The 3,517-nt window shown below is 65.7% G+C and carries 3 protein-coding genes; 1 reads left to right on the top strand and 2 read right to left on the bottom strand.

Features of this window, described 5'->3' with window-relative positions; all coding sequences use genetic code 11:
- Positions 1–45: 45 nt before the first annotated feature.
- Together QRO91_RS22110 and QRO91_RS22105 are read right to left on the bottom strand one after the other, a co-directional pair.
- Positions 46–552 (bottom strand): hypothetical protein, encoded by a 507-nt coding sequence (locus QRO91_RS22110; RefSeq protein ID WP_049430334.1) that lies wholly within the window; start codon positions 550–552, stop codon positions 46–48.
- A 220-nt stretch (positions 553–772) separates the two neighbouring features.
- Entirely contained in the window at positions 773–1,873 is a 1,101-nt protein-coding gene (locus QRO91_RS22105; protein ID WP_005408234.1) for an OmpA family protein, read from the bottom strand.
- Positions 1,874–2,230: 357 nt separating this feature from the next.
- Between QRO91_RS22105 and QRO91_RS22100 the strand changes: the two genes are divergently transcribed.
- Positions 2,231–3,250, top strand: a complete 1,020-nt coding sequence (locus QRO91_RS22100; protein WP_285310577.1) for a zinc-binding alcohol dehydrogenase family protein — start codon at positions 2,231–2,233, stop codon at positions 3,248–3,250.
- Positions 3,251–3,517: the final 267 nt, after the last annotated feature.

Genomic DNA, 3,517 nt, shown 5'->3' with positions numbered 1-3,517 from the left:
CGGCAGGTGGGCGGCGCGTGCGCAAGCCTCTGCTCCCCGCAGCGCTTACTTCTTGTCGACCGGCTTGGTCTCAGCCGGTGCTTCGGCCGGAGCCGGGGTGGTGGCCGGAGCCGGACGCGCCTTGACCACGCGCACGCCGCGCGCCTTCATCCAGGCGTCGAACTCTTCGGCGGTCATGCGCTTGCCGTTCTGGCTCATGTCGAAGCGCCAGGGCGTGTTGTCGAATTCGGTCTGCGGCTTGTAGGCCGCCGGATCGTTCGGCTTCACCGCCGGTGCGCTCGGAATGGCCTTGGCGATGTTCTGGCAGCCGTCGATGCGCAGGCGCTGCAGCACCTGGTCCAGCGACTGCGACGGATCGTAGTTGCTGCTCAGCACACCGGCCGGCATGCCCAGCTGGTTGCCACGGATGTACAGCTCGTCGGCCACCGGCGCGATGGTCGTGGCCGGCAACGGCAGCGGCGAGGCGCTGGCGTTGACCGAGCAATCGACCGCAGCGTGGGCGGCGGGAACCAGGGCCAGCGCCAGGAAGGCGGCCGATGCAGAGCGCAGCATGAGGGGCATCCACGAAAGGAAGTGACGCGGCGAGTTTAGCAATGCCACGACAGCTTTCAAGCGCCACTTTCAATGAATACGGCAACTCATTGGTTTTACGGACAAAAACCCGACGAACGGTTGCTCCCGGGCCCAGCACTACCTGGATTCCGGGCCGCAGAAACAACAAGACCCGGCCGAAGCCGGGTCCTGCTGTGTCCTACTGGCAGAGCGTCAGAACTTAGTTCTGGACGTTCAGCTCGGTACGACGGTTCTTGGCGCGACCTTCCGGGTTGTCCGAACCATCCGGGTTGGTGTTCGGAGCAATCGGACGGCTCTCGCCGTAGCCGATCGGGCCGACCAGGCGACCGGCGTCAACGCCGTTCTTGGTCAGGTAGTTGTACACGGCGGTAGCACGACGCTCCGACAGCTTCTGGTTGTAAGCGTCGGTACCCTTCGAGTCGGTGTGACCGGCGACTTCAACGCGCAGATCCGGGTAACGCTTCAGGATCTCGGTGGCTTCGCTCAGGATCGCCACGGCGTCCGGACGCAGGTTCGACTTGTCGAAGTCGAAGTTGACGCCCTTCAGGTCGATGGAGACCGGGACCGGGCAACCGTCCGGACCGATGGTCTGACCCGGCTGCGAGTTCGGGCACTTGTCGTCGCAGTTGTTGACGCCGTCACCGTCGTCATCCAGGTCGGCGCAGCTCGGGGCAACCGGAGCCGGGGCCGGAGCAGCCGCGACCGGAGCCGGGCCCAGCGGGATCACGACGCCGACCGAAGCCAGCACGTCGCCGAACCAGCTTTCATCGTTGCCGGCACGCTTCGGGTTCACGCTCTGGTCGTCGAAATCAGCGCGGTAGGCGACTTCGGCGCGGACAGCAACGCGCTTCTCGAAGGTGGTCTGCAGACCGACGCCGACCTTGGCGGCAAAGTTGCCGTCCTTGCGGTCAGCCAGGCCACCGCTGATCGGGTTGTACTCTTCTTCCGACTTCTGGTAGCCCAGGCCGGCCAGCAGGTACGGGTTCCAGCCGCGGCCTTCCTTGATGAAGTGGCGACGCAGGTCCAGCGAGACGCCGTACTGCGACCAGTTCATGTCCTTGTTGGCGTCGAAGTTCGGGTTCTGGTAGTTCAGCTCACCGTCCAGCGACCAGTTCGGGCTGATGAACTTGCCCAGGCCCAGGGTGACGAACGGAGCGTCATTGGTCAGGCGGTCGCTGTCCTGGAAGTTGAAGCCGGCCGAACCGGTCAGGTACCAGCGGTCATCGAACTCCTGCGCGGACGCAGCCTGGGCGAAAGCCAGACCACCCAGCAGCGCGGCAGTAAGGATCTTCTTGTTCATTGAGTACAGCTCCTATTTCGGGGGTATGAAACCGGTAGAGGCATGGGCCAGCACTAGTGCGTCGATGTTCGACAGCCGATTCAGCACGCCACCGCCGCGAACATTATGCTCAGGCGGGTGAAGGTCATGTTAACAGTCCCGTAACATGTGAAGTGTTGTGCCCGACCCTCCACCGGTCCGACGTTGAAACCCTATACAGGATGATGAAAAACCGCAAGACCCTCACACCGCAAGGGTTTGACGGGGTTTAGGTGCGGAATACGACATATTGCGCAACAGGTTGCTCCACGCGATTCAGCGCATCTGCTGAAACGTGAGGAACTCTATGATGGAGCCACGAACCCAGCCGGAGCCGAGATGAAAGCCGTCGCCCTGAGTCGTGAATCCGCCCCCGCCCTCTGCGATATCCACCTGCCTCCGCCGCTGCCTCCGGGTGGCCGCGACCTGCTGATCCGGGTCGAAGCCGTCTCGGTGAATCCGGTCGACGGCAAGCAGCGGGCGGCCACCGATCCAGCCACGCTCGAAGCACCCCGCGTGCTCGGCTGGGACGCCGCCGGCGTGGTCGAAGCGATCGGCGAGGACGCCAGCCTGTTCGCGTCCGGCGACGAGGTCTACTACGCCGGTGATGTCACCCGCCCGGGCTGCAATGCGCAGTTCCATCTTGTGGACGAACGGCTGGTAGCGCGCAAGCCGACCACGCTCGACTTCGCCGAAGCGGCCGCCCTGCCACTGACCACGCTCACCGCACGGGAACTGCTGTTCCAGCGCATGCCATTGCAGCTGGATGACCGCCGCCATGCCGGCCAGCACCTGCTGGTGATCGGCGGAGCAGGCGGCGTTGGATCGATGGCGATCCAGCTGGGCCGGCATGCAGGATTCGAGGTGATCGCCACCGCCTCGCGCGAGTCGTCGATCGACTGGTGCCGGCAGATGGGTGCCCAGCATGTGATCGACCACCGGCAGCCGCTGCTGCCCCAGCTGCAGGCATTGGGCATCGACGCAGTACAGGTCGCCCTCAACCTGGCCGACACCGACCATTACTGGGACGCATTGGGCCAGCTGCTGGCGCCACAGGGCCATGTCGGCCTCATCGTCGAACCGCGCGGTGCGCTGCGCATCGGTGATCCCTACAAGGCCAAGTGCATCGGCATCCACTGGGAATTCATGTTCGCGCGTTCGCGCTTCGCCACTGCGGACCGCATCGAACAGCACCGCATCCTCAGCCGCGCGGCCAGCATGATCGACGCTGGCCAGCTGCGCGGCACTCTCAGCGAAACGCTGGGCACGATCAATGCGGCGAATCTGGACATCGCGCATCAGCGCCTGGCCAGCGGACGCACGGTCGGCAAGCTGGCGCTGGCGGGCTGGGGCGATTGAGCCAGGCTGGAACGCCGGTGTAGAGCCGAGCCCATGCTCGGCTGGTGTTGGCGGCATGCCTGGCGGCGCGTGGGGGGGGGGCTTGCGGGGGGGGGGGGGGGGGGGGGGTGGGGGGGGGCGGGGTGTATGGGGCGGGCGGGCTAGGGGTTTTGGTGGGAACAGATAGCCCCCTCCCCGCGGGGCGGCCCGGCCCCCCCCCGGGGGCGGGGGGTTGGTGGCCCGTGTATTTGCGGGTTGGGGTTTTGGGTTGGGGGGTGGGGGTGGTTT

Source organism: Stenotrophomonas maltophilia group sp. Smal32 (genome assembly GCF_030237085.1).
Classification (GTDB): Bacteria; Pseudomonadota; Gammaproteobacteria; order Xanthomonadales; family Xanthomonadaceae; genus Stenotrophomonas; species Stenotrophomonas maltophilia_Q.
This window is presented reverse-complemented; position numbering and strand designations above follow the sequence as displayed.